A 23,929-nucleotide genomic window follows, 5' to 3' on the forward strand; every position below is an offset into this window, starting at 1 on the left:
GGTTCTGCTGCTGAATGGGAGGGGTAGACCGTGAGGTCTATCTCGACCCCTATTAATAGAATAGACCTGTTGACAAAGCCCCAAATTGTGTTAAAGTGAAGATAAGTTCATAAGGACAACCCAATAACTGGTTAAACCTGTAAGTTTTGGCACTTTCTTTTTAGCCCGGACTTTAGTTCAAACCGAAGTCAGCCCAGGGCTGCAAAAGCCAACAGGAAAAACCAATGAACTACCGCAATTCTGACCTTCCGAAAGCCAATCGGCAGACTTCCAGCCCCAAAAAAACCAACAGTAGAAGACTTGATCCTGTACATTCAGGAAAGCGGCAAGTATGCTGAGTTAGTAGAGAAAGCGAAAAACCCTAGCCCAAGCCAGAAGAAGCCTAAAAAACTCCGAAACCTGATTAAGCAACTCCAGGGATTAGTCATTGCTAACCCCAAAGACTTTCGGGGTCGGGCTATTGTCTCCAATAACTTAGAAAAAGATAGCGAACGCACGGCTTGTTTAGTGACCCTTAGCAGTGTGATTAATGCGGCAACTAGCTTTCCACTGCTGTACTATGCTTTCAGAGACTTAAGTGTTCTAGGAGTTCCGGTCACGCTACTGGTCAATGGTTTGCTTCTCAAATACACGAACGGTGCAGCTACCGCCGTTTCTGCTCGAAAACCCTATGGTCGTTCTTGGTCAAATTGGGCGATCGCAGGCATGATATCCATTAATACAATTCTATCACTAATCGCCGCAGCGGGAACCGAACTCTTACTCAACCCATCCGGTTTAAGTCAACTCAAAGCCCAAGAATTATTAGCAGAAAGAATCAACCAGGTAGAAAGCCTCAAACAACTAGACAGCCCTCAATACAAAGACGCTTTAACCCGATGCGAACAAGGGGAAAAAGAACTCAACCGACTGCATCCATATCACCCCCGCAGACAATCCCTATTCGTGCAAGTGTACGGAACCTGGGAACAACAGAACACCAACTGGGCAACAGTACCCCTGGAAGAATTACCCCTCTGTCCGAAAGCTTCTCGACTCGGTCAACAAGCTCACCAAAACTATGAAACCGCCAAACAGGAACTGGAAGAAAGCCTCGCTATCCGGGTGAAGATGGGGAACGACTTGGCATTCCTCCAACAACACAAGCCCCAAGTCTACCAGGAACATTTTACCCCCGACGGTGAACTCCGCTCCGGCATCGAAGCCACTCGGCTGGCTATTATCAACTTTCGCAGCAAATTAATTCAGGGAGATTGGTCTAGCTTAGGCTTTCACCTGTTCTCCCTGTTAGTCTCCATCATCACCAGTGGGCCCGCTTGCGGGATGACTATCGCCCTCAGTCTTCGCAAAGATACTCGCCAATCCTTTAGTGAAACCGTTGAACTGCAACGAAACATCTGGCTAGAAAGCAGACGCCAAGAACTACAAGAACTGATGAACTCAGAAGCAGAATTCAACGATTAAACCCCTGGCATTCAAGGCGTTTTTCCCTAACCTCTGTCCCTCAATTCACCTCACTTCAAAAAATAGCTGGAGATTTAACCATGAACAGACAAGACTCCATTTCCTCCAACGGTTCCTCGCAGTTCAACACCAATAAAGTATCCCCCTTACATTCGGTTTCAGTTCTGGCAGAAAATCCTCAAAATTCCTCCTATAAAATGCGGCTACTCAGCTTATGGATAGATGAAATAAAAAAAACCGGAAGAATTGATTACCCAGAATTAGTTCAATACCTCAATCAAGTCTACGAGGTCGAAAATACACAAGATGGACAGTTATTAATGACCCAACACTGTGAGGTTTTAGTCGAGAATTTAAAAGCAGCACAAGCTGATATTCGCCAATCCGCTCAAATCATTCATTTAACGATCAATCAGTTGACTGATGCGATGAATTATGAGAGTTTAATCCCAGAAAAACAACAATAATTAAGAGGGCAAATTCGGGAAAAATTCAGCCATTTCTACAATGAGTAGAATACCTAATCTATATTACTCAATACTATGTCTATGAACCTTCATACTTTTGGCAGAAATGGATACGCCGCACAGAAGATAGTCAAGCAGAAACCCTTCGCAAATGGATAAATGATCTTAATTATATCCGCCAGTACATCGCTCAACAAGTCCAAATCGGAGGACTCCCTGGGGAATTTCCAGACCATCATCTCAACAGCCCAAATCTCCGAAGACTCCACAAATACTTGGAAAATGCACCAGGTTTAGGGGATTTGTTAGGGAACTTTGTTCAACAGGCTTTGCAGCATAAAATCGCCGGGGGAACTCGGTTTCAACTGCCTAAGCCCTTTCACAAAGACTCGTAAATAATCAGACAATTTCAGTAAAAATCAATTCTAAACAGACTCAAAAAGGAGGATAAAACCATGACTCAATCCCCAAAATTCGTAAATAACGGTGAAGCCATTTCCACTCAAAAGTTGAAAGCAGAATATGCGGAAGGGCGGCGATATTTCAGTTATACCAACTTGACCCAAATTAACTTGCAGGGGATGAGTTTGTGTGAAATAGACTTGCTGCTGTACTTTACAAAGCTAACTTAGAGGGAGTTAACCTTTTTAAAGCTAATTTGACGGGAGCGAATTGTGCGAATGCTAACTTGAGTTGCGCCAATTTCAGTTTAACCTGTCTTGAAAATGCCAACTTTGCGAGTGCCGAGTTATATCAGGTTGATTTACAGGGAGCAACTGCTTTAGGATGTAATTTTTACAAAGCTAATTTGCTGGGTGCGAACTTGAGTCAAGCTGATTTAGAACGGGCGAATTTAAGTTATGCTAATCTCAGGGATGCCGATTTGAGTTGGGCGAATCTCAGTGTTACAAATTTAGCACAGACGAACTTACAAAATACAAATTTGAGTTGGGCAGATTTGGATATTGCTAACCCGGAACACGCTCAGTTCAAGTTCACCACTCTAACAGGAGTTCGTCTGCCCTGGGGAGTCTATATTGTTAGTCATAAAAAGGCGAGAAAGGAAGATAATTATCATTAAGTTTTCCCACGGTAAAAGGTCAAATTGAAAAACATGACTTTTTACCGGATTACTTTAAAAATTTTCACCGATAGAAATCTATGCTTTGGCAAAACCTTGCTATCGATATCACCGCAGTTCGGCTATAACAATTAAATGTCTACACAGCAGTAGAGTATTTTTTGTGTCACGAAATTCAGCCTTCAGAAAATGCTCTTACCCTTGAAAAAGTGCAACATTATTGACAAGCATTCACCCATTTATGTGATGTTGAAGACTGGCAAGGTGCCGTATTAATTTTAATGGTAGCTCCAGAGCCTCAAAGTGATGAAGAACTGCACCATCAACTGGGACTATGGGGCTATTATGCCGAACAAGAAAATCTCTACAATGCGTTACTCTCCAAAATAGATTTCCCAATCGATACCGTTTGCTACAATGGCTTGGGAAATATTGCTGATTCCAGAGGAGAGTTAGACAAAGCAACCCACTATCATCAGCAACACTTGGAACTCTCTAAAAAACTCGGCGATCGCCAAGGAGAGTGGATGGCACTAACAGGTTTGGGCAATGTAGAGAAAAGTCGGGGACGATGGAAAGAAGCCATCACCTATTATCGTCAAGCTTTAAATATGCTTGAAGATAGTCAGGACTTGGCAAAATTGACTCAAAGCGGTGCGATACTTCTGGGCAACTTAGCGAACGTCTGGCGTTACCACAAACCCGATGAAGCTCTCCAACTTGCCACAGCAGCCCTTGAACAGTTCCAAACTTTTTCAAGTCTTACCCACGTTGAGAGAAAGACTCGACAATTATAGCAAACCTGAACTGATCGATCTCATTGAAATCATGCTAGAGCGAGATCCAATATTATTGTCTCTTGTGGGCGGCTCTTTTCTTCCTCGTTCGCTGATTACTACTGCTCTCCTCTTACCAACGAGTCAAGCCATTCTCGAAGCACTACAACCCATTGTTAACAATGCCCAATTTTTTCTCAAAGCGGGCGATCTTTTCAATGCCGGACTACTTTATCAACTCCTTCTCGGAGAACTAACACGGGGCTATGATGCCGAACGACAGGCTCTCGACTACAACGGTGAACTCTGTCGGTTTTCAGCAATATTGGTTGTTGAACTGGCAGAGTGTTTAACAGATCAAAGTATTTCAGAATCGGTGCAAAATCTTTGGGTTAAGACTCTTTTGGAAGCTTATTGCAAAGACCTTGAAATAGGTGCAATTGGGTATGCTGATGGGGTTGAGACGGTCTTACTAAACACCCCAGCGACACAGTGGGAGAGTATTTTAACAACCTTGAAAGGGCTGAACCAATCACTTTGGGGCAGACAGAAAATTAAACAGTTATTGGAGCGACGGGAGAAACTTAAACAATCTCCTCTGGAGGAACAGGATTTTGATGAAATTTTTCGAGACTATCAAGAAAAAATAGAAAAGTATATTGCCCAACGCAATCGCCGCTCCTATTGAAAAGCGATTGAATTTTTACAAAACCTGAAATCCATTTGCGATCGCACAGGTCAGCAGTCTCTTTGGGATTGTTATATTGAAGTTTTGCGATCGCGTTATGCCAATCTCAAAACTCTATGGCTTGAAATTGATGCTTCAGATTTACAGTTAAAATAAATCATTTTCATTGATTTCAGTCAACTCGTTTTCATACGTTTAACTTTCAAAGAAGTTTAAAGGCTTATGTACAAGCATCGGCTAATTATAGTCCGTGCTTTGGTTTCCATACGTTTAACTTTCAAAGAAGTTTAAAGCCATTGTCGATTCCGACAAAAAACCTTGTTCTTATGAGTTTCCATACGTTTAACTTTCAAAGAAGTTTAAAGTAGAAAAGGTCGGCGATCCGACCAAAAAATACTGCGTTTCCATACGTTTAACTGTCAAAGAAGTTTAAAGGCTGGTCAATCGTCTGTCAATACCAGCGGTAATGTTGGTTTCCATACGTTTAACTTTCAAAGAAGTTTAAAGCTTGAACAATTACTGCTTGTTCAGAAGCGCAAATCATACCAGTTTCCATACGTTTAACTTTCAAAGAAGTTTAAAGAGTGCCGAGTTGAAACCCTTGCTCTGACTGTACTCTAGCACTCAAATTTGTGGGGGTCAAGCAAACACCCAAATTATTGAGACATATTTGCAATAAGACCCCAGAAAAAATGGCTCAAACCTTTACTCTGACTGAGCTTTGTGTGGGTCAACGAAATCATCAGGGTTTCAGCGATTCTTCAACCCCCACAATGATATTTACCTTACATCTTTGTTAGCATGGGCCGATAGACTTCCCGCTCTCCCATCAGGCAAGAAATATACTCCCAAACCTGCAACTCCAAACACCGATAATAACTAACCTTGTAACCCGTATGGGGATGAGTGGTTTTCAAAGAAAGCTTATCGTGCCAATGCTTCAGATATTTCTTGAGAGCATCGGAATAAATATAAACCCCACCCCGTTCGTCACTTGGGGTAAAATCTTCCGGGGTAAAAATTCCCGAATTCACCAGATAGATAACGAGAGAATCCACCACCGGGGCGCGAAACTCCTCAATCAAATCCGACACCAACGCCGGATGGTTGCTACGAGGAACATGAAGATTGCCGTAATGGGGATGTAAACCCACCGCCAGAATTAACGAGTGAATATTTTGATGGAGTAGAGTATAACCCAGACTCAACAAACTATTCACTGGATCAGTTGGAGGGCGACGGGTACGGTGTTCAAAGGTGAACGGAGGTTGTACCAATGCCCGCAAAGCCTGAAAATAGATGCGAGTTCCGAAGCCTTCGTAACCCAATAGAGATTCGAGCAACTCCACCTCAGCAATTTTTTCTTGCCAGACTCCCAATTCTTCAATCGCTTCAATCACTTGAGAAATTTGGCGATCGCGGTTGAGACGACGCAGTAAAATCCGACAGTTGTGCAGTTTTCCGGCAACAATCACTTTAGCCTGACGCAGCACAAAGGTTTCATCTTCAGCACAATGGACTTGTCGGCTGAGGTAGTCTACCCGTGTCATCCCATCGGTTTGCAGGCGACCAAAGTAACGACCTTGATCAGACAAAAACAAAATGGGAATGCGACGACGCAAAGCCAAACCAATCGCACCGTGCGACAAATTACAACAGCCAAAGAGGATAATATAGTCTACGACATTGACGGGAATAGACACTTTCAGATCATTGCCGAGCAAAACCTGAAATTGCTGATGTTTCACCTTGACATAAGCACCCTGATCCGTAACATAAAGTGTTGTCATACCTTCCCTCCAAGAATCCAGAAAATTTCGAGTTGATAAAGACTTGCGGGTTGGGGTAACAATCGAGCAAGCAAAGGGAGGACGAGAAGCTACAGAAACCGCTTTCTTGTTGTGATTTCGTCGGGGTTGCTTGTACTCTGGGGTAATAATTTCTCCAGCTTGAAAGCCATAACCAAGAAAGACAAACTCCTCACCTGGGGCAAAAATGTGAGTTTTCTCCGGTTGCAGGGTTAGATAAATATCTGATAGCCAATCTTCGATTAAGTTCAAAAAGCGTGTTGCTTCTAATAGGCTTCTCGCTACAATGACAAAATCATCTCCATAACGGGTCAGGTAGGCTCCTGCATCCAAACAGCGTCGGTCAAATTCACTCAAATACAAATTCGCCAAAGCACCCGACAAAATGCCACCTTGTAAAACCCCACGACCCGACAGGATAGGCATTCCCCCGACAACAATACCCGCCTCTAACTGCCCTTTGATATAACGCACCACCGTTTGATCGACTGACAGTTCCTCCAACTGAGACAGCAGCAATGTTCGACAAAGGCTATCAAAAAACTGCGAGATATCTGCTTTGATTGTCCATGTTTGGGAGGAATACACCTCGGCAACCCGTTCGATCGCGTGTTTCACTCCGACTCCTGGACGATAAGCAAAAGAGCAGTCTTGAAACGTTTCTTCTAAGATCGGATAAAGCGATCGCAACAGCAAGCGTTGGACAATGCGATCGCGCACAGTTGGAATCCCAATAAGCCGATGACCACCACTTTTTTTAACTCGATAAAACCCCAAAGCGGGTAAAGGATGATAGATATCTTGCTGAAGCTGGTGGGCGAGTCGTTTGAGTTATTCGTCTAGAAAATGAGCAAATAATTCGACAGAGATGCCATCAATCCCGGCTGTTTTGCTGCGAGTGCGGACTTGATAACATGCCGCCAACAAAGCATCTTCCATTGGGAGTTGAGCATCGAAAAAAACCACATTCTTTGAGTTGAACAACGACAGTATCCAGTTAATCAAACGGATTTTTGTGTTCGCACTTGAGTTATTTTTTTACAACTTCTATCTGAACTGCTATCCCAACGCCAAAAAATCTCCCCAATTTTTGTTGGATCTCAGATTCGAGCGCAAAATCAGTTTCGGTTCAATACAGTCATGGAACTTCGGAGAAAGCCAACATGACTGCGATTTACCTCACCGAACCGCAATCCTATTTGGAAGCGGATCTGCGAGACTTTGCGATCGTTTACAATGATCGGATTCAATCTCGCCACTCCATCGACACCACCCAACAGATCATCGCTTTTGAAGGCTGTACGCTGGGGCGGAGTGCGATCGCGGCGATCTATCGTTACCGCATCCGGCTCAGTTTTATCGGCGATAACGGTCATATCACCGCTCAAATTACCCCCCAGGAAACACCCTTCTATACAGTCCTACAACAGGAGCGCAATAGCGATCGCAACTTCCGCATCGCTTTCATTCATTCACTTTTACCGGGACGGTGGTACAACGCGACTAAAGTTCTACAAAGCTTAGGATACTCTGGCATTGGAGGATGTCTCGAACAGCAACTTGAGGTTCTGCCCGGTTTGAATAGTTGGCTTGCCTTACAAACCTGGCAAGTTAAAGTGTTCCAGCGTTATCAAAAAGCCCTTCGCTCTGTTCTGGTTTCTGTCAAAGATTTCGAGCCAACTTTAGAACTGGCTTATGCTTTGCTGTCCGGTGAACTGTATGTTTTACTGCGATCGTCGGGCTGTTGTGCGGAAGTTGGAACACTGCACCTTCACTGTCAGAACCATTTGCCTTTACCCTGTGACTTGATGGAACCGTTTCGCCCGGTTGTCGAAGCGTGGGTTTTTAAAAAAGCGCCCAAGTTTAGCGATCGCGGAGGGTTGAGTCAGTCCTATCGTGCCACCTTTATTCAAAACTGGGAATCTCTGATGGCAACCCAGATTTTTCATGCTTATGCAGGTCAAGTGAGTTTGCGGAGTGCTTTGGCGTGGCAAGTTGAGGAATATGTTCGCGCCATTACCGAAACCCTTGAATACCGTCCTTTCTTGTTAAAATCGTGACTTTTTACCTCATTTGTTACGACATCGTTGAGGATCGCCGACGGACTAAAGTCTCGGCTCTATTGGAGGCTTATGGCATCAGGGTTCAAAAATCAGTTTTTGAGGCTGTTCTTACCCCTCCACAATTCAAAAAGTTGGAGCAACGGTTAAAAAAACTCATCAACTCTGACTGCGATCAATTGCGGTTTTATCCACTTTCGGCAAAGTGTAGGACTCAGGTGATTATTCTGGGTATTCAACCTAAGTTTGCCGTTGATGATGCGGCTATAATTGTTTAATCCTAGTTCCAGAAAGAAAGAAATAACAGTAAGCAACTTCTGAATTAATTGCTAGTTACTTACTCTCTGACTCTCAATTATAAGGCTTACAAACAACTCAAAGCCCTACCTTTAAAAAGTCAGCAGCGATACAGCAAAGCTTTTGATTTACTTCAGAATTTTGGTGCTAAATACCCCAGTCTTCGCACTCATCGTTATTACCAAAATGGAAAGGTGATTTGGAGTTCTTCGGCATCAATGGCTCTGCGATTTTATTGGGATTATACAGCTTTGCGATCCATTGAAGTGATTGGGTTAGATTCTCACTAAAGAGAAGGAAAAAAGTGCTGTGTGTATCGCCCTGAAAAGCGTTCTTTTGGGCTTTGAGACAAATCTCAGCTTTATGCCCCTTAACACTTGGCGTTTTCCTATGAACTACCTTCGTTCAGAACCCCCCGGCTATTTAAAAGCTCTCAAGGATTTTAATGTTCTTGAACTCACCCAGAAACTTGCTGAACTTACTCAAGGAGAATGTGACTCAGATGACCTGAAAATTTTAACCGCTTTGTTAGTTAAACATTTAACGAATTTGCTTTCTTCTGATTGGTTATTGCCTTACTGTCATGCTTTACGCAGAAACAAAGCGGATGTGGTGGAAAAGGTACTTTCTGTTAACTTAACACTGCCGTTATCTCCTGATTCTGTTTCGTTCTTTCTGGATGCCGAACCTCCAACTTTTTCCTTTGGAGTAATGGTGCGCTGGTTTCCTTTGGATAATCTGATTCCACCGGATTTCGGGATTGTTATTGGTCGTTTTTATGGCTACATTCCTGAACGAATGCAATGGTCGTGGTGTTATGTGATTTTACTCGATCCTAATTGTCCTTCGGCGCGATGGTGCAGCGTGGATACCGGATGGGAAAGCGACTTGGAGATTTGCCAGAATGAATAAACCTAAGCTTCTAACTGAGCGTGAACTTGCTTTGCTTTCGGGTTATAGCCATTGCGAGTTGGGTCTATCTCCACAAGCTTTCTATGCCAAGTGGAATGTGACTTACGAACAAATTGCCGAAATTTGCGATCGCTCTATTTCAACCGTCAAGCGATGGTTTGCACGGGGTAAACGTTACCGCCGCCCGACTCAAACCGATCTTCGACATTTGGCGCTGATGGATTTGCTCTGGGAACGATGGGACGATCTGCCTGTTGAATTCAAAGAACAGTTGAGCTGCACAAATAATTGATTTTGTCAAGGGTTGCCTGCCCTGTTTTGTGCAAATTCTTCGGCTTATCGTGGGGTCAAAGCGTAAGGAGAACGAGCAATGACAGCTTTTGAAAGATTGCATCCCTGGTGTTTGGTGCGATCGCCAAACGCCTCAGAACGAGAATCTGTTACTAATAATCAGTGTTTGGTTGTGGGTCGTTTTCGTTCACAAAATGATGCGGTTAATCATCAGCGCATTTTGCAAAAGCTCGTTCCCAAAGCTGAATATCGAGTGGTTTAAAACCCATTTGAGAACAGCAACGCTTTGACTTCTAAGCAAGTCTAACGTATGGAAAGAAACTGAATTTAATTCTAACAAAATAACCCAAAAGTTGAGGGTATTTTTTCAAGTTATTTGCTCTATAGGTTGAACTTTCAAATAAGTCTTAAAATTAGGCCTCCTCCTTTGAGTGGGAGGTTGGTGGGGGTTCCATATGTTTAACTTTCAGAGAAGTCTAAAGATGCGGGGAAGTGGGTCATGCCCCGCAAAAGTTTACGAGGTTTCCATACGTTTAACTTTCAGAGAAGTCTAAAGACTGATAGCCAACTTGCGGAACTTTGTTTTAACAACATTGATCGTTTCCATACGTTTAACTTTCAGAGAAGTCTAAAGGATGACATCATCGTCGCATCGCTTGGAAATGACCCGTTTCCATACGTTTAACTTTCAGAGAAGTCTAAAGTGGGAAGCTACAATAGTTATCTCTCTGCGAAAGATGCTTTTAGTTTCCATACGTTTAACTTTCAGAGAAGTCTAAAGTAACCGTATGGGCTAAGGCTAATTATAGCCCATGGTTTCCATACGTTTAACTTTCAGAGAAGTCTAAAGAGCGGGGTCTGCCCCGCTAAAATTTACGAAATAAATAGGTTTCCATACGTTTAACTTTCAGAGAAGTCTAAAGTTTTCTCTCCTGTGGAGATGGCATCGGCTAACTATAGTCCGGTTTCCATACGTTTAACTTTCAGAGAAGTCTAAAGATTCTCCACCTTCCGCCTGGACCAGCGATAAAGGTTGGTTTCCATACGTTTAACTTTCAGAGAAGTCTAAAGAACTTTACAGTATCTAAACAGATGCTAGAAAATACCGTAGTTTCCATACGTTTAACTTTCAGAGAAGTCTAAAGTAGTACTGGTAACTACTGCCATAGCGATCCAAACTACTGGCGTTTCCATACGTTTAACTTTCAGAGAAGTCTAAAGCAGAGCAAGGGCAGAAACCAGTGCCCAAGGAATGGACAGTTTCCATACGTTTAACTTTCAGAGAAGTCTAAAGTCTTGCCTGGCGGAAACCCAGGAGTAACCATCATTGATGTTTCCATACGTTTAACTTTCAGAGAAGTCTAAAGAGTGCCGGGTTGAAACCCTTGCTCTGACTGTACTCTAGCACTCAATTTTGTGGGGGTCAAGCAAACACCCAAATTATTGAGATATATTTGCAATAATACCCCAATAAGAATAGCTGAAACTTAGACAGAGAAGGCTTTCCGGGGGTTTCAACGAAAGAATAAGGGTTTCAGCGATCGCCCGACCCCCACAAGATTATTGCTCGCGATCCAAAATTTGCCCAACCCACTCCTTAAATTCCGAGTAAAGATAATAAGGTTAAATCGGATCGCCCGTTTCCTGATTCACCGTTAGATAATCTTGTACATTTTGAAAGCCAGAAAGTGGCATCAACTCAACAACAAGGCGATAAATTTGGCTCATTTGTACTATAATATCTGTGGGTAAACAGGAAACACGAACCGTATCTTTAATCTTCTGATTCCTTGGATTTTCTAAATCTTCAGAGCGCAAATCTTCCATCCGTTGTTTAGAGATTCCCTTTGCTCCATGAATCAATAAATTGCGCTGTTCTGCCCAATAGTCAAGACTTTTTAGAGATGCGATCAATTTCTCTAAAGTCTCCGAACTCCCCTTTTTATCTTCAATTAAAGCCTCAACAAAATTTCGTTTGCTCCAGCGCCCTTGTAGTTTATAATTGCTTTCCTTTTTATTTTTATAAATTAGGGGGAAAGTTAGTGTTTGTTTTCTTCTCTATTTTGAGAAAAGTTTCACCCAGTTGAGTTTCTCGAATGTCATCCAACTTTAAAAACCAATCATTTTCATTTTTGGTCTTATCAAAATAACAGATAGTGTCTAAATTTTTTATACTTTGATATAAAATCTCCTCATAAAAAGCACTCATACTTCCTAAAAAATCAGCAATGCGCCCCAGTTTCCAAAACAGACAACATTGAGTATAAAGATTCAAAACCGATTCATAATTTACGCACAATCGAAAAGGATTACAATCGGAATCAAAGGGGAACCCTTGATAACTTTCGGGAGGAACTTTCAACACTCGCAATCCCGCATCGGCTCGATTAGCAGCCTCATAACTATCTAAATTCAAATAAGCAATAGACATTTCCAAAGCTGATACCGCCACACTCAACCGATAGCGACTCCCGGAGATTTCAGCAATTCCAGACTTCTCCAAAGTTTCCAAAGTTTCTAAGCATCCGGTTAAAACTTCTCGCGCCCCGTCAAAATCCCAACGCGCCCATAGTTTCTTAACCGTTTGATATTTTTGAACCCGTTGATACTGCCAATAAGAAACCCGATAACAGTTTGATGTTTCCCCCTGCAAAAGCTTTTGAATCGAAAGTTGAGGTTCGAGGTAAATTTGATTGGCAATCTCAGAGGAAATCGCTTGAACCCGCAGGGCGGCTTGCATTTGGGGCGTACCCCCTTTCACGCTAATAAAAATTCCCTCATCGGGGTCTAAAACTTTAAAAAAATTATAATATTATCCGAATAAACCATCTTGATCAATCGGAGAAATAAGTTGAGGAATTACAACTTTATGCAGATTAATTTTATTGTTAAACTCCCGCTCTAACCAAGAATTTAAAACCTCAAAAAGATAAATCGTATCGGAATCAGCCCCTTGATTTTTCTCACCGTTTACTTCTCGCAATTGGTCGGTCAAAAAAATATAAATATCTCGAACAGAAGCTTCAACAGCCTCTTTAACCACACCCCAAAGACGACCCGGACGAATGCAGTCGTGCCACTCCTGGGGACTCTCGGTATATTTTTCCCACAGGCACTTTGTTAACTCTCGAAAAGTGTTAACTTTCCAGATTTGATAATATTGTTCTTTAACCAATTGATAGCGCTTTTGCCAAACCAATAATTCCCCCGTACTCAATTGGCTTTCAGCTTCCTTCAGATTAGGTTCATTGCGATCAAACCCGACGGGAAGGAAATAGTCTTGTTGTAAATCTTTATCGCTTGTGGAAGTTTCTAGTTGAATCTGTTTCAGGGGTTCGTTGAACTTCAAAGCCAGGTCAGACGTACCAATATTAGCAATCAGAATCGTCATCCTTTCCATCCTCCGTCGTTATTAACAGCTTAACCACCCGACACAGATTCGCACAAGCGTTTCATGCGATTGACGAAAAATTAAACCAGTCGGCGATCGCCATCAGCACCCAAACAGGGAACCATTCCATCCTCACACTTCCACCCAACCTGACGGGTTCCCAGGGTAATAATAAGGGTATCGAGGCGATTCAATTCAACTAAAGTTGTTTTCATAAATGACAAAAATTGAGAATATCAAGATAAAAAAGTTAAGTGTCAGAAGCCAGAGAAATTTGAATCAATTTCTTTAAGACTTTGAGAACATCAGACAAATTATTCTGACGATTGTTGATGCCAAACAAATCAGACGTTGCGTATTGCGGGTGTTCAGTTTGAATTAATTTCAGAAATAGAAAACTTCCCCCATTTGTGATTAATCCAAAACTGGGTTGATGAGAATTGGGATTAGCCAGCATATATGCTAAGATTTGAGCAAGTCCGGCTTCGACTGAGAGTTTAGCTTGTTTAGATTCAATAACCATCACCCAAACTTGATTTTTTAAGACTAAAGTATCTATATTTCCCTTGACAATCAATTCAGAATCCTCTGATATTGCGGATATTTCAACACTTTTTTCGGCTCTAATGTTAAATGGAGATTGATAGAAACGACCAATAAATAGTAAGGGAGAAACCACAGTTAAGTTAATCGGTTTTTCTAGTAATGGCGGTTGTTTGATTAAATTTGAATAACCTGCTTTAATTTCTTCTAGGAGTTGAACTTCCCAGTCATTGAGTTCAGGTAAATCAATTCTCCACTCCCAAAAGAAGTTATCATCCTCAACACATTCAAGCTGAAAATGAGTTTCCAACTGTTCTAAAGTAATATCCTTCGGCGCTAAAACTTGAACCATAAGATGTTCTCCCAATTATTTATACTAATTCTATCTTTGGTAGATACTGCAGAAGATTAAACTATTCTTGGAGAGGCCATATTTGCCAATAGCTATTTCTGTTTGTATTGCTTCGGAGGCGGTTTAAATATTCACGGCGGGGGTTTTCTGTTGCTCCAAAAACCGTTACAACTTGATAATCTCCTAAATCGGCAATCCCAACGGGAGAGGGCTTAACATGACCCGAAACTTGACCGCAGAGATTCCCGTCATAGTTAAGATTTCCGCGTCTATCTTCTACTTTTAAATCTTTGCTATGCAAAACAGCCAAAGCATAAGGTTTTCCAAAATCTTCTTTCCCTGAACAGACGATAATTCTACAATTTCTATCAACTGCTTCCGTCCACTGTTACCGGCGTACTTGACCAATATTTCGAGGTTGACGGTAATTCATTTGATTTCTGGTAAGCTGAGATAAAGTCTGATAAAATTGCTCTAGCTTTTGCTGAAATTTTCGTTGAAAAGCTTGTATATTATCAGGAAGTTCCCAAAGTTGTTCATCACTATCAATATAAAATGTTGAACCTCGATACCAGGGAGCGCGATCGCGATTGTGCCTGGAATAACACGGACGTCTGGCACCCTGACCAATTCCTCCTAAATGAAACATCATCCAAGTGAGAGATTCAAAGAGTTTGTGAATTGGTATATTTTGGTTTGTGGGCGCTTCGGGAGAATAAGATAATATTAACGTTCCGACTTGTTCGCCGCAATCATCATCTTTTCCGTTAAAGTTTGGTCGGGGTTCCCGTTGAGTAACCTTGCCATCTTGAATATCAACTCTAACCCAACCAAATGTTTTAGGATTAATCCCTCCGAATAATTGGGCTTCCCATATTTGAACGGTATCAACATCCAAAACACCTAATGAAAAAGCTCGAAACCAATAACGCAACATTGATTTAAACGCAATTGGGCGCACTTCTGCATCGGCTTGCCCTCTCATTTGCCAATCGTTTCGGTGTTCATTCCAATTCCACTGAGTAAATTTTTGTCGTCCGTGAATGAGTTGACCTTCCCAAGAAAACTCGACTCGCAAAAATTCATTGGAGGAACGACTAGAACCCGCCCGAATTAATTCCCCATAACCCGAATTAACCTGAGAACCTATTCCGGCTTTTAGCCCTGCTGTTAACCAGCCTTTTACTTTGTGCAAAATCGTCGGGTCGTCACAGTGGCTTGCCAACTTTAACCCGATTAAAAAGGTGGGTTCTCTCCGAGATAAAAACTGGTTGGGATTGGGATTATATTCGAGTTCGTTATTGTTGTCCCATTTCCAAATATTGTTTGCCATATCCATCTGTAAACCCATTTGATTGGGTAATGGATAAGCATCTAGAAAGATAACTTTTCCACTGCGATGGGGTTTCTCAGCTTCCCAAGAACCAAAGCAAAGTAAGGTGCTATTTTCTTCTCGGCTTCTTGCCACTCAATCTTATCCCGCTTCATTATTTCTCGAATGGCTTGAGTTCTCGCAACACCTCGCAGGGTTGAAGATGGAATATAGGGCATTCCCAAAGCATCAAAAGCGGGTAACAAAATACTTTCTGGCTCTCGATATCCACTAACCCGAATTCGCCAGGAACACCTAACCTGAAAACAATTATCTTTTCCTGCTATTAATTTAGTTCTTTCTGTAAGTAGACTGAGACGTTTATTGTAGTTAGCTGAGTCTTCAGCCATTGGCAAAATTTGAGTTTTGGTTCCATCTTTTTGAGGATGATCCGGCGATCGCATCCACCGCATATATTCAACAAAACTAGCATTATCATCAGGTTCGGGTTCATTCTCTGAGTCTAGCCAGGGAGAGGGCTGCGGAGGGCGATTATCCCCATTACCGCCACCATTTCTCCCCCGGTTTCCGCCACCATTTCCAGGTCTGCGAGGGGCGTTTCCGCCTCTATTGGGTCGGTTTTGTTGAGGATTCGGTCTTGGGGTCGCATTCGGTCTTGAATTTGCTTTATTGGGAGGTTTAGGACCTTCAAATACCATTAGATTATTCCTCTCCTTTAATATCGTGATAAATTGCGTTAGCCCAGAATGCAAATTCTTGAGATAATGCCAAACCTAAACCAGTCAAGCCCAGATATTCTTCTGTTCCGAGATTTTTTAGGGTTTCTAAACCCTGATCACCGATTAAATTTTGAACATCAGACAGAGTTTGCAAGCATTGGAAATACTGACGAACAACATCCTTTTTTCCATCTTGACTCAAAGCTTTTTCTTCAGCTTTTAACCGCATCATACCCCAAGTGGAAAGATAGGTATAAAGTTCTACAGCTTGACTTTTTTGTTCTTTGAGACGAGTATCATTTCCATTATATTGCGATCGCAATCCAGACAAAGCATCATAAACGGGTGTTGCCATCGTGCGAGGGTCGAAAACCATCATAATTATTACTCCTGATTATGAATCTAACCACTGTTTAACAAAACCACGACCTAAACTTTCCTGACCTCCAATTTGCAAGAGTTCGTGACTGTGAATTAACTGTTTAAAATCGGAATTGGACTGTTCTGCTGTTCCGTTAGCTTTTGCTGTCAAACCCCAAGGAAAATACATCAGTGTATCGGGACGAATAGCTTCTTCATAGCGGAAACCACCATCAACAGATTTATGTTGATCGAGTTTAATTTTAACCTGTCGCCACAGACTCATTTGAATCAAAGTTGAACAGTGTTGGTCGGGCAAAATCAAAACCCTTTCAATCATTTGAGTTTGTGTATGTTCGGGCATAAAATGCTCCCAATCACTCCAATCCCGCAAATGATTCGGTTTGATAATGGCATCTTTTAAATAAATAGGTTTATCAGTGTCTAAATTGGTGCTGTAAGCTTCGGGAATCTCTGGTAAACTTTCCTGAAAACGTCCCCAACGCCGCAATAACATCGGAGAACTAATCCAAACAATACCGTGACTCAGAGATGGGACGGGTAGCCAAAGAAGCGAACCATCGCCGATCCAAATATCCCCCTGTTCGAGTGTAGAAGATTCTTCCAAAGTTGTCCCAAAAAGTCGATTTCTTTTGGTTGTGTCTCCCTCACTAGCGCGTATCCGACCCCGAATGCTACTGGATGGAAGATAGGGTAAATTGGTATGAGACTCACGAGAAATTCCGAGTAAGTTTCCCTCTTGAGTAGTGCCGCCCGTATGCAAGGGAGACAGTAAATAAAGGTAAGCGTAATTGTAAGTAATTAGTTTTTATCTTAATAAGAAATTTACAATAATTCTGAATAGCTAAGTTGTCGCCAATGATGAACTTTACCGCTAGTTTCTTGGTCTTGAAACATGGTTTGCGGTTGGTTCAAGTAATACAAACTTCCGGTTTTTCCTCGTTTAACGTCTGCCAACCAATATAATCTTTCAGCCCGACACTGGCTCGCCACCCTCCGCGTATGGTACTAGAAGGCAAATAGGGCAAATCTGTATGAGTTTCCCGATCAATACCGACAACATTTCCTTCCTGGGAAGTTCCTCCAGTATGCAAAGGTGATAAAAGGTACAAATAAACAAGATAGCTGTTATTCATCGTTGTCCCCAAAGTAATTTTCCATAATTGAGTTTGCGAAAGGTTTCCCACCAAGGTTTATCTTGAGTGATTGGGAGCAAATGACCGAAAGTTGATTGTAAACGGGTCAATTGAATAGATTTAGAATTGAATAAATACACTGTTCCAGGCGGAGCAAAAGCATATTGGGGTTGCAAGGCAAAGGATTTTTCTTCTAATTCTTCTAACCCGTTTTTTGTGCGAACCTTGCGGCGATTTTTTTTGGCAACTCCGCCCCACCACAATTGGCGATCGCCCACACACCCCAATAAGCAGTCCCGCCAAGCCTGGGGATAAAGACCATAGACCTGTTCTGCCGTTTCTGCAAGTCCAGGGGTGAGGAGGTAGGCAAACAGTCCCGGTTCGAGAACATCCGGTAATGCTTGCTTCCACAGTAAATTCAGGCAGTCTAACCCGTCAGTATCATTTTCAGTAGCTTTCAGCTTGGAAACAATAGCGCGATGTCCTTCCCTACCCAAGCGCACCACAAAAGGTTCATCCGGCAACCCTAGCAACTGCACCCTCGCAACCAAACTCCACCCCGGTTTGAGGCGTGTTGCGACTTCAGTAAAAAAGCCCTCCTCATCCTGAACCTGTCGGGTGCCGTCTTCGATGTGAGTATGGGGGAGAACCTGAATATCCCAGGGGTTATCGGTAAAATTATCAGCAGCAAAATCCGAATTTCCACACAAGTAGGCAGATAAAGCAGAAGCTTTCATCCAGGGTTTGGGTGGACCCGAAACATATTCCTCACCGTTGAGTGAGGGCGTAACCATTGGCGGTAAACTCTCTTGGGAATAACAGACTGACTCCCACGACTCCAGAGTTTCACAAGGCACCAACCGCGTGAGTCGCCGCCAACTTTCTGTTCTTTCGTTGGGCAAATCATCTTTTGTTCGCCGCTTCACCCCGATCAAATCTTTGGGAGTTGGCAACCAAAGGGTATTGTCTCCATCTAATAAAAATACCCCCAAAAATTCGGGATGGGGTTGGGCGGTAGGGGTTGCCGTTCGCAAAGCCTGAAAGACTACACTGGGCATAGGCGGAAACTCTCCTTTAGCCCGTGCGCCTTCCCCTGGACTGAAGGGCTTGGCTTCCCGAAATAGTAGAACATCTAGGGGGTCAATCTTATACCAATCCATCTAAGCCTCGTGATCCTGTCTGTGCCACTGTTGGCGTTGCTGCATTTTATCGAGCCAAAACGCCGAAAAACGCAGAATATTACTTAAGTCCTTAAGGTCAATTCCAATTGGTTTGGGAGTATCGGGGTTTTTCTCCCGTTCAATTAACCATTGAACATGGACTGATCGCGCCCAATCTTCCCAATATCTGAGCCAGATCAACAGTTTGTCGATATTTTCTTGAACCAAGTCTTTGTCGTCTCGGCGTTCCGCGATCGCTCTGGCGGCTTGAGCAATTAAGTAAGAAGATGGGGTCAAATCCGCATGGCGGGGGAGTTCTTCGGCGAGGCGATAGAGTAGAGAACTCAAGGCTTGATGATGTTCAGTGGTGATCCAATCTCGCCAACCGGGGTATAATTCTCCTTTGATCAGAGCTTCTAGGGTGTTTCCTGAACTGTAGAGAACTCGAAAACATAGGCCGTTTTTGTTGGGAACACTCGATAAACGGAAAATTTCAGACAGGACAAATCGCATCAAAGATAGCGATCGCCATTCCGTCAGTCCCCGCAACAGATCGATGGACATCAGTAGACCACCGGATAATTCTTTAGCCAGGTCGGATTCTGCTTCCCAAAGGGCTTCCAGGGCGACTGGGAGGGGAACACTTTTATCGACGATCACGATACCCAGACTCATCGTCGCCCCGAATCCCATCGTAAACAGCGATCGCTCTGGTAAACCTTGAAAATCATTTGTATCCGAAGTGGGTCGCCAGTAGCCGCCTTGGGATTGAAATTTCAAGTCTGGATCGCCCGGTTGGGGTTGATAGGGGTCGTCGCCACCACACCAAGCGGCTCTCAGAGAGAGCAGATAATCGGGTAAATCTTCTAAGGGGAGTACCGTCATCACATCATCTCCGGCGCTGTAGACCACGCGACCACAAAACCGCTTTTCGGTAATAAAGGGAACTAGACGGTTAGAGAAGTCAAGCCGGGCGCGCTTTAGACCCACATGAGTTGCAGGTCCTATGCGCTTACGGGTTTTCAGCAGGGAATGTTCATCATCCCTAAAGGCTTGAATAAATTCCCGTTTTTTCTGCTCATACTGGTTGTCATCAAGGTGAGGATAGCGATCGCGATTGATGAAAATTTCGGGATGAGTTTCGGTTAAATATTCTTGGTAAGGATGAAGTTTTTGACCAGAAACATACTTCCCCATACCATCCCCATCCCCCAAGATCATCACCCACCAATCTGTTGGACTACTATCGCCAAAGCCAGATTCACGATGAGTTTGGTCTATAATATTTCGCAACTGGGGTCTTTGTTCTTTTTCTAATCCCAGATCTTCAGCAAGCCATTTGCTGGAAAACATCACACCGTTATAGTATCGCCCCGGTAAATTTTGGCGATTAATACAAATATCGGTTTTAGGGATGTGGAAAGGACGACCCCGAGTTCGATCCCGAAAATCCTGATATTCTTGACTGGTTTTCCCAAATTGTTGTTTGATATTAATTTGTAATTTCTGCCAATATTGACTGAGTTGACCGTGATTTTGATCTGGTTGCCAATCTTGGTAAGCAAATCGGGCTGAAGCAATAGAACTGAGATTGGGAAAGCGAATTAATTGGCTATAGTCTATTTTTTCATTTTCTAAATTGCTAAAATCAATTATTAAAGACTCACGCACACCACCATAAACCCAAGCCATGCGCTTCGTTAATTCTAGAGCGTTCAGCATTTCCTATCCGTCAAATAATCCTGGATAAACTTCTGCTATTAATCGCCAAAATAATCGCATCGACTCGATGGGTAAACCTTATCCTTCCCGGAAGTTTCCAGAATATCGAAATTGAGGATGTAGGGCGCTCAGTTGTCCCGATCATGTAGAACGAACACCCGGAGAAATGGGAATTGCCCAAGTTATAGTATTTTTAATCGCTTGAATTGCTTGACCGCATCGAGATTGAATTGACCCCCACCAAGTCCCATTATTGAGGGTTGTGTAGAGCATTTTTTCCGCCGTTGTGGGAGGGTGATTGTTCACGCGAGTTTGAGCCACTTTTTCTGGTTTTTTGATCCAGTCTTCGCTCAATTGATCGTCATCATTTTTCTCAATCATTAGAGAAGTATTCGGATCACCCAACGGAACAGCCGTCCAGTAGGGTTGCCAAGTTTGGTCAATTTGAGCATTCCATAATCCCCGCCATTCCCAGCAGCTTTTCCGCTTCCAGTTTTCGAGATCATGTCGGTTTTGTTCGTCGTGACCTCCCGACTGGGAAAATTCTTCTAAGATCTTCTCAATCCGCTTATGATTTTGGGGGTTTTGCAGAAATGCGATGGTGCGATCGCGAATTCCTTGTCTAAGTTCGGGTATGGGATGATCGGGGATTCCTTCTCTAATATTTTGGGCGATCGCAATCCATTCAGACCGCAATTTTTCACACAAAGTTTCTCCGAGTTGTTGTGCGGTTTCGGAGCTTCCAACTAAGATGGTTATCGTATTGGGAAAGCCTGCGGTTGCTAGGGTGGTACTCAAACGATCCTTAAAACGAGTCAGGGGGTCTGTTCCATCGGGGCTGAGTTCTTGAAAGCTTTCTCTAAAAATTGGATAGGTTTTGAGTAAGAGTGCGTCGATGATTTCTTGTCCCCAAAGCGAGGGGGTAATCACCGCATCTACACCGTAGGTTTCAGCCACGAACCAACAGAGTTGAGCGCTTAGATAGTGTAGCAAGTATGACCCTGCCCAAAAGTCTAGAAATTTGCGGGAAGCTTTGATAAAGTCCTGAATCGGGGAAAAGGTAAACAGCAGCAAGTAAGGGTATTGAGTGACAATCCCCCGTTCATCAAAGTCTACCGCTCCGGCGATCGCTGAGACTGTGGCACGATAGCTATGAATCGGACAGTCGGGTAAAATGTAGTGTTGAGGGTCGAGTAGAGCGTCCGAATCCTGTTGTCGTCTTAGTTCCGGCATCATACGCCACAACCAATTAAATACGTTTTGGGGGTTTTGTTCCTGTTGAACCCATTGGGGAAAGGCGATTTCTCTGTTGTCTGGAGTTTGAATGGTTTGCTGTTGAGCGCTGATGGGATGTTTAATGATCCGTTCTTTAGTTTGTCGTTCTGTTGAGCTTCCTGGTTCCAAATTGACCCGATCTGAGGAACTGGCGATCGCTTCAAGCTGATGTTGATTTTGTTCCCACCAAAACAGCGCCGCTTGTCCCTCCGAGGTTTTCAAACAATCCAGGCTGTTACAGAGATGGCGATCACCAACTAAAGCACAAAGTTGGCGAAGGAAGACGGTATTGCACAGTGAGGAATGATTAAGAGAACCGAGGAAGTTGTCCATGCTTCAAATAATAGATAAGTAAGCGAATTGATTTGTACAACATCTCAGTGGACTTGGAATAACACAAAGTTTTGCGATGTAGCCTGGCTAAATAGTGCCTCAGACGGCAGTTTTCTCCTTCTACTCTTGTCATAGCCGTTTTGCTGACTAGATGATTGCAATCCTCAATTAAGCAAGGATAAACTTTGTATCCGTCCGTAATATATAGAAAACAAGCCCAGCCCTTAATCATTTGCCATAATGTGGTAAAAGTCAGCAATGAGCTGTCGCCTATGACAAACTTCAGAATTACAGGCAGTTTGGTATTCACAACTGTCCAGACCCAGATGTTTTTTTTTGAACCCACAAAAGTCTGAAGCTCATCAATTTGAGCTATTTCAGGAATTTCATAGTTTTCCTCATCACATCTGGGTTTCTGCAACTCTAACCCAGTTAAGTATTGTGTTGTGAGAAATACCAGTGACTCTCTCAATGGCTCGAAATCCCATGCCATTGAGGGACATTTTCACACAAAGCTCTTTGACATCAGAACTGTAACCTCCAGGACAGGGATTTTCTCGAAATTGGCGACCACATTCACGGCACAGGTAACTCTGTTTTCCCTGACGATGACCATTTTTGACTACTTTATGGCTTTGGCAATAAGGACAATCCATCTTGATTTATTTGAGAATATCATTTTCTATTATGCAACACCATAACTTGAGTCGAAGTCAATGGTCGCTCCTGTGCAATCGGGTTCTTGACGAGTTGGGTTTGGGCGACCATCAGGCGTTGGTGGGGCTGCACCACGATGTCAAATATCCCGGTTCAGACAAAACTCGCACCCACGCCCATCTGCTGATTAACTTGGTTAACGATGCGGGGAAGTGCTTCGAGTCCAGTTGTCTCCATATTATCAAGTTGTGTCCATATATGGAAACCCCTTATCCTGTGTTGCATTGCGATCGCAGTGCGGATAAGGGTTTGATGATAGTGGGGGCGGTGGGACTTGAACCCTTCATAAAGGCTATAACCCCTATTCTACCGTTACTCTAGTGCACTCAAAAGCGATCGCACATTTAGGAGTTAGTGCCAAATGAGTGCAAGTACAAACAGTACACATAGTGGTACATATCAAGGCTTTGAGGATATTCTTGAGTTTTTCAACCTATCCCGCAAACAATGTCCCAAAGGTGTCAGGATTAAGCGTAACCGGGGGACAATTCAGCTAGACATCACTACTGACCCGGAGACGGGAGGGCGTAAACAACGGGGCTGTAATTGTCAGTTTACCCCAGAGGGTATCCGCAAGGCTGTTGACAAGGCTTGGTTAGTTCATAAATCCCTTGACGGACAATTTCAGTCGGTGTCTGAATGGCTGGACTGGTACAAGGCCACTATTCTTGACGAAAACAAAACTCCCCTAGAAAACGACTTAATCACCTATCGCCAAGTGTTTAAAGAGATGGAAGATGATTACTTTAATGGGGTACACAAGAACACTAAACGGAAGCGCTCTCGCGATATGGCTAGTGACCAAAAATCATTTAAACGCTGTTTTCTTACTGTGTTTAACAAAGTCACAGACTGGGATGTTTATGTGAGCTGGGATGGTATAAAAGAAGCCTTGTATGCTCCATTAAAAGACGGTAGCAGTCCGGTAGGACATAAAGAGCATGATTTCATCTCAAATTAGGTTAACATTTTAGGGCAATATGGTATAAGAAGCGAGAATAGGTGCGAGACGTTTAGGAATCA

At 43.1% G+C, this 23,929-nt stretch carries 30 protein-coding genes, 1 pseudogene and 2 CRISPR repeat arrays; of the genes and pseudogenes, 14 read left to right on the top strand and 17 right to left on the bottom strand.

All coding sequences use genetic code 11. The features are described 5' to 3' along the window. Positions 1–300 precede the first annotated feature (300 nt). From P5674_RS16115 to P5674_RS16140, 6 genes are all read left to right on the top strand, one after another. Entirely contained in the window at positions 301–1,464 is a 1,164-nt protein-coding gene (locus tag P5674_RS16115; protein WP_006616516.1) for a hypothetical protein, read from the top strand. Between the two features lie 80 nt (positions 1,465–1,544). Further along, positions 1,545–1,931: a hypothetical protein gene (locus P5674_RS16120; RefSeq protein ID WP_006616515.1), complete on the top strand. Its 387-nt coding sequence runs from the start codon at positions 1,545–1,547 to the stop codon at positions 1,929–1,931. 455 nt (positions 1,932–2,386) lie between these two features. Further along, positions 2,387–2,563, top strand: a complete 177-nt coding sequence (locus tag P5674_RS16125; RefSeq protein ID WP_231852180.1) for a hypothetical protein — start codon at positions 2,387–2,389, stop codon at positions 2,561–2,563. Between the two features lie 26 nt (positions 2,564–2,589). After that, entirely contained in the window at positions 2,590–3,012 is a 423-nt protein-coding gene (locus tag P5674_RS16130; RefSeq protein ID WP_006616514.1) for a pentapeptide repeat-containing protein, read from the top strand. Between the two features lie 281 nt (positions 3,013–3,293). Continuing rightward, positions 3,294–3,809 carry a tetratricopeptide repeat protein gene (locus P5674_RS16135; protein ID WP_006616513.1) on the top strand — a complete coding sequence of 172 codons (516 nt, stop codon included), beginning with the start codon at positions 3,294–3,296 and terminating at the stop codon, positions 3,807–3,809. Next, positions 3,784–4,476: a hypothetical protein gene (locus P5674_RS16140; protein ID WP_014275550.1), complete on the top strand. Its 693-nt coding sequence runs from the start codon at positions 3,784–3,786 to the stop codon at positions 4,474–4,476. The genes P5674_RS16135 and P5674_RS16140 overlap by 26 nt, the downstream gene beginning before the upstream one ends. Before the next feature lie 183 nt (positions 4,477–4,659). Next, a CRISPR array of direct repeats spans positions 4,660–5,059; the repeat unit is 35 nt; unit sequence GTTTCCATACGTTTAACTTTCAAAGAAGTTTAAAG. Between the two features lie 202 nt (positions 5,060–5,261). Here P5674_RS16140 and cas1 read toward each other — a convergent pair. After that, positions 5,262–7,061 (bottom strand): CRISPR-associated endonuclease Cas1, encoded by a 1,800-nt coding sequence (gene cas1, locus P5674_RS16145; protein WP_014275551.1) that lies wholly within the window; start codon positions 7,059–7,061, stop codon positions 5,262–5,264. Between the two features lie 54 nt (positions 7,062–7,115). Next, positions 7,116–7,250, bottom strand: a complete 135-nt coding sequence (locus P5674_RS16150) for a hypothetical protein (protein WP_286131368.1) — start codon at positions 7,248–7,250, stop codon at positions 7,116–7,118. Between the two features lie 197 nt (positions 7,251–7,447). On the opposite strand from P5674_RS16150, the gene P5674_RS16155 reads away from it, so the two are divergent. From P5674_RS16155 to P5674_RS16180, 6 genes are all read left to right on the top strand, one after another. After that, positions 7,448–8,344: a CRISPR-associated endonuclease Cas1 gene (locus tag P5674_RS16155; RefSeq protein ID WP_006616612.1), complete on the top strand. Its 897-nt coding sequence runs from the start codon at positions 7,448–7,450 to the stop codon at positions 8,342–8,344. Then, positions 8,341–8,622: a CRISPR-associated endonuclease Cas2 gene (gene cas2, locus P5674_RS16160; RefSeq protein ID WP_006616611.1), complete on the top strand. Its 282-nt coding sequence runs from the start codon at positions 8,341–8,343 to the stop codon at positions 8,620–8,622. Before P5674_RS16155 ends, cas2 begins: the two co-directional genes overlap by 4 nt. Before the next feature lie 48 nt (positions 8,623–8,670). Beyond that, positions 8,671–8,931: a hypothetical protein gene (locus P5674_RS16165; RefSeq protein ID WP_006616610.1), complete on the top strand. Its 261-nt coding sequence runs from the start codon at positions 8,671–8,673 to the stop codon at positions 8,929–8,931. A gap of 100 nt (positions 8,932–9,031) precedes the next feature. Beyond that, positions 9,032–9,553, top strand: coding sequence for a hypothetical protein (locus tag P5674_RS16170; protein ID WP_014275552.1), 522 nt, complete (start codon positions 9,032–9,034; stop codon positions 9,551–9,553). Next, entirely contained in the window at positions 9,546–9,845 is a 300-nt protein-coding gene (locus P5674_RS16175) for a sigma-70 region 4 domain-containing protein (protein ID WP_006616608.1), read from the top strand. The genes P5674_RS16170 and P5674_RS16175 overlap by 8 nt, the downstream gene beginning before the upstream one ends. Before the next feature lie 78 nt (positions 9,846–9,923). Next, positions 9,924–10,106, top strand: a complete 183-nt coding sequence (locus P5674_RS16180) for a hypothetical protein (RefSeq protein ID WP_006616607.1) — start codon at positions 9,924–9,926, stop codon at positions 10,104–10,106. A gap of 185 nt (positions 10,107–10,291) precedes the next feature. Further along, a CRISPR array of direct repeats spans positions 10,292–11,211; the repeat unit is 35 nt; unit sequence GTTTCCATACGTTTAACTTTCAGAGAAGTCTAAAG. 256 nt (positions 11,212–11,467) lie between these two features. Here P5674_RS16180 and P5674_RS16185 read toward each other — a convergent pair. The 15 genes from P5674_RS16185 to P5674_RS16255 all read right to left on the bottom strand — a co-directional run bounded on the left by P5674_RS16185 (position 11,468) and on the right by P5674_RS16255 (position 22,845). Then, positions 11,468–11,758 (bottom strand): hypothetical protein, encoded by a 291-nt coding sequence (locus P5674_RS16185; RefSeq protein WP_006617696.1) that lies wholly within the window; start codon positions 11,756–11,758, stop codon positions 11,468–11,470. A 106-nt stretch (positions 11,759–11,864) separates the two neighbouring features. Beyond that, positions 11,865–12,605, bottom strand: coding sequence for a hypothetical protein (locus tag P5674_RS16190; RefSeq protein WP_231852185.1), 741 nt, complete (start codon positions 12,603–12,605; stop codon positions 11,865–11,867). Positions 12,606–12,656: 51 nt separating this feature from the next. Continuing rightward, positions 12,657–13,235 (bottom strand): hypothetical protein, encoded by a 579-nt coding sequence (locus P5674_RS16195; RefSeq protein ID WP_006617694.1) that lies wholly within the window; start codon positions 13,233–13,235, stop codon positions 12,657–12,659. Positions 13,236–13,315: 80 nt separating this feature from the next. Continuing rightward, the gene (locus tag P5674_RS16200; RefSeq protein WP_286131369.1) at positions 13,316–13,450 is read right to left on the bottom strand and encodes a hypothetical protein; all 135 of its coding nucleotides are present in this window, start codon (positions 13,448–13,450) and stop codon (positions 13,316–13,318) included. Between the two features lie 35 nt (positions 13,451–13,485). After that, a complete protein-coding gene (locus tag P5674_RS16205) occupies positions 13,486–14,130 on the bottom strand; it encodes a hypothetical protein (protein WP_006617693.1) in 645 nt (214 codons plus the stop codon). 61 nt (positions 14,131–14,191) lie between these two features. Then, positions 14,192–14,440 (bottom strand): hypothetical protein, encoded by a 249-nt coding sequence (locus P5674_RS16210; protein ID WP_014275553.1) that lies wholly within the window; start codon positions 14,438–14,440, stop codon positions 14,192–14,194. Between the two features lie 78 nt (positions 14,441–14,518). Further along, complete coding sequence (locus P5674_RS16215; protein WP_231852186.1) at positions 14,519–15,598, bottom strand: hypothetical protein; 1,080 nt, start codon at positions 15,596–15,598, stop codon at positions 14,519–14,521. Next, positions 15,505–16,161, bottom strand: coding sequence for an RAMP superfamily CRISPR-associated protein (locus tag P5674_RS16220; protein ID WP_231852187.1), 657 nt, complete (start codon positions 16,159–16,161; stop codon positions 15,505–15,507). Before P5674_RS16220 ends, P5674_RS16215 begins: the two co-directional genes overlap by 94 nt. Positions 16,162–16,165: 4 nt before the next feature. Beyond that, the gene (locus P5674_RS16225) at positions 16,166–16,561 is read right to left on the bottom strand and encodes a hypothetical protein (RefSeq protein WP_006617692.1); all 396 of its coding nucleotides are present in this window, start codon (positions 16,559–16,561) and stop codon (positions 16,166–16,168) included. 15 nt (positions 16,562–16,576) lie between these two features. Then, the gene (gene cmr4 / locus P5674_RS16230) at positions 16,577–17,365 is read right to left on the bottom strand and encodes a type III-B CRISPR module RAMP protein Cmr4 (protein WP_035737225.1); all 789 of its coding nucleotides are present in this window, start codon (positions 17,363–17,365) and stop codon (positions 16,577–16,579) included. Positions 17,366–17,474: 109 nt separating this feature from the next. Beyond that, positions 17,475–17,699, bottom strand: a complete 225-nt coding sequence (locus P5674_RS16235; protein ID WP_006617690.1) for an RAMP superfamily CRISPR-associated protein — start codon at positions 17,697–17,699, stop codon at positions 17,475–17,477. Beyond that, positions 17,696–18,859, bottom strand: coding sequence for a type III-B CRISPR module-associated Cmr3 family protein (locus P5674_RS16240; protein ID WP_006617689.1), 1,164 nt, complete (start codon positions 18,857–18,859; stop codon positions 17,696–17,698). Before P5674_RS16240 ends, P5674_RS16235 begins: the two co-directional genes overlap by 4 nt. Beyond that, positions 18,860–20,581, bottom strand: a complete 1,722-nt coding sequence (locus P5674_RS16245; protein ID WP_014275556.1) for a Crm2 family CRISPR-associated protein — start codon at positions 20,579–20,581, stop codon at positions 18,860–18,862. Between the two features lie 141 nt (positions 20,582–20,722). Further along, positions 20,723–22,189 (bottom strand): type III-B CRISPR-associated protein Cas10/Cmr2, encoded by a 1,467-nt coding sequence (locus P5674_RS16250; protein WP_231852190.1) that lies wholly within the window; start codon positions 22,187–22,189, stop codon positions 20,723–20,725. Continuing rightward, positions 22,164–22,845 (bottom strand): IS1 family transposase gene (locus P5674_RS16255; protein WP_315670097.1). Its coding sequence is split into 2 segments (ribosomal slippage): positions 22,164–22,592 and positions 22,594–22,845, totalling 681 coding nucleotides; the frame shifts between segments, so codons are not numbered across the junction. The genes P5674_RS16250 and P5674_RS16255 overlap by 26 nt, the downstream gene beginning before the upstream one ends. Before the next feature lie 10 nt (positions 22,846–22,855). On the opposite strand from P5674_RS16255, the gene P5674_RS16260 reads away from it, so the two are divergent. Further along, positions 22,856–23,227: a relaxase/mobilization nuclease domain-containing protein gene (locus P5674_RS16260; protein ID WP_373869269.1), complete on the top strand. Its 372-nt coding sequence runs from the start codon at positions 22,856–22,858 to the stop codon at positions 23,225–23,227. A 40-nt stretch (positions 23,228–23,267) separates the two neighbouring features. Further along, positions 23,268–23,843 (top strand): annotated as a pseudogene (locus tag P5674_RS16265) (hypothetical protein); the annotation flags it as partial. Positions 23,844–23,929 lie beyond the last annotated feature (86 nt).

Origin of the sequence: Limnospira sp. PMC 289.06, from assembly GCF_032350395.1 — a bacterium.
Taxonomy (GTDB): domain Bacteria; phylum Cyanobacteriota; class Cyanobacteriia; order Cyanobacteriales; family Microcoleaceae; genus Limnospira; species Limnospira platensis.

Excerpts from the sequence above, each read along its gene's own strand:
- P5674_RS16120 (WP_006616515.1), top strand. The coding sequence starts at position 1,545 with ATGAACAGACAAGACTCCATTTCCTCCAACGGTTCCTCGCAGTTCAAC.
- P5674_RS16125 (WP_231852180.1), top strand. The coding sequence starts at position 2,387 with ATGACTCAATCCCCAAAATTCGTAAATAACGGTGAAGCCATTTCCACT.
- P5674_RS16135 (WP_006616513.1), top strand. The coding sequence starts at position 3,294 with ATGGTAGCTCCAGAGCCTCAAAGTGATGAAGAACTGCACCATCAACTG.
- P5674_RS16155 (WP_006616612.1), top strand. The coding sequence starts at position 7,448 with ATGACTGCGATTTACCTCACCGAACCGCAATCCTATTTGGAAGCGGAT.
- P5674_RS16170 (WP_014275552.1), top strand. The coding sequence starts at position 9,032 with ATGAACTACCTTCGTTCAGAACCCCCCGGCTATTTAAAAGCTCTCAAG.
- P5674_RS16175 (WP_006616608.1), top strand. The coding sequence starts at position 9,546 with ATGAATAAACCTAAGCTTCTAACTGAGCGTGAACTTGCTTTGCTTTCG.
- P5674_RS16180 (WP_006616607.1), top strand. The coding sequence starts at position 9,924 with ATGACAGCTTTTGAAAGATTGCATCCCTGGTGTTTGGTGCGATCGCCA.
- P5674_RS16195 (WP_006617694.1), bottom strand. The coding sequence starts at position 13,235 with ATGACGATTCTGATTGCTAATATTGGTACGTCTGACCTGGCTTTGAAG.
- P5674_RS16200 (WP_286131369.1), bottom strand. The coding sequence starts at position 13,450 with ATGAAAACAACTTTAGTTGAATTGAATCGCCTCGATACCCTTATTATT.
- P5674_RS16205 (WP_006617693.1), bottom strand. The coding sequence starts at position 14,130 with ATGGTTCAAGTTTTAGCGCCGAAGGATATTACTTTAGAACAGTTGGAA.
- P5674_RS16220 (WP_231852187.1), bottom strand. The coding sequence starts at position 16,161 with ATGGTATTTGAAGGTCCTAAACCTCCCAATAAAGCAAATTCAAGACCG.
- P5674_RS16225 (WP_006617692.1), bottom strand. The coding sequence starts at position 16,561 with ATGATGGTTTTCGACCCTCGCACGATGGCAACACCCGTTTATGATGCT.
- P5674_RS16235 (WP_006617690.1), bottom strand. The coding sequence starts at position 17,699 with ATGAATAACAGCTATCTTGTTTATTTGTACCTTTTATCACCTTTGCAT.
- P5674_RS16240 (WP_006617689.1), bottom strand. The coding sequence starts at position 18,859 with ATGGATTGGTATAAGATTGACCCCCTAGATGTTCTACTATTTCGGGAA.
- P5674_RS16245 (WP_014275556.1), bottom strand. The coding sequence starts at position 20,581 with ATGCTGAACGCTCTAGAATTAACGAAGCGCATGGCTTGGGTTTATGGT.
- P5674_RS16250 (WP_231852190.1), bottom strand. The coding sequence starts at position 22,189 with ATGGACAACTTCCTCGGTTCTCTTAATCATTCCTCACTGTGCAATACC.